The sequence below is a fragment of the Pseudomonas putida genome, assembly GCF_004357765.1.
Taxonomy (GTDB): Bacteria; Pseudomonadota; Gammaproteobacteria; order Pseudomonadales; family Pseudomonadaceae; genus Aquipseudomonas; species Aquipseudomonas putida_U.
The window spans coordinates 1-773 of sequence record NZ_SMTE01000074.1 but is presented as its reverse complement, the minus strand read 5'-3'; the positions used below and the strand labels follow the sequence as shown (position 1 = coordinate 773).

The 773-nt window shown below is 67.7% G+C and carries 1 pseudogene; it reads left to right on the top strand.

The annotated features are described in order from the left end of the window. A pseudogene (locus E2H86_RS25630) lies at positions 1-773 on the top strand (NRPS-independent rhizoferrin synthetase); the annotation flags it as partial.

The window sequence follows — 773 nt, the reverse complement described above, 5'->3', positions numbered from 1 at the left end:
GGCTCCCGACCAGGTGATTGCGCTGTCGCCAGAGTTCGAGGCACAGGTGCCCATCGGCGTGGTGGCGGTGGCGGCGCACCGACTGCAGGTCACGTCGATGGACGGTGTGCAGCCGTACGCCAATTGGTTCGCGGCGACGTTCCCGGAGACCATGGCGGCGTTTCGCAAAGCCCTGTTGGCGCGCCAGCTTGCGCCCGAAGCATGGCTGCCGCTGCCGGTTCACCCTTGGCAGCGCGACACGACACTCGGCGAGACTTTCGCCGCAGAATTTGCTGCAGGCGAATTGATCCGTTTGCCGGACATCAACATTGCCGCCCGGCCAACGATGTCATTCCGCACCGTGGCCGCGACCGACGCGCCGGGCGGCCCGATGCTCAAGCTGCCGGTCAGCATGCGGCTGACCAGCGTTGAGCGCACCGTATCGCCCAAATCGGCCGTGATGGGCCCGCGCGTGAGTGCGCTGCTGGAACGCATCCTCGCGAACGACGCAGCATTGGCGAGCGTCCTATCAATCGTGCCGGAGCGCCATGGCATCCACTTGGCCTGCACCGACGACGATCGCGCCCGGCATCTCTCGATGATCGTGCGCGACAACCCGACCGCACGCATTGCCGGCAACGAACGGCTGCTGCCGGTCGGCGCCCTCTTCACGCCCGACTTCACCGCCGACATGACGCACGCAGCAGCACCGCTGCTGCTCGACACCGTGCTGGCGCGCCAGGCCGACGGCACGCGCGCCGAGCGGGCTGCGCGCTTTTTCGATGCGTACCTGC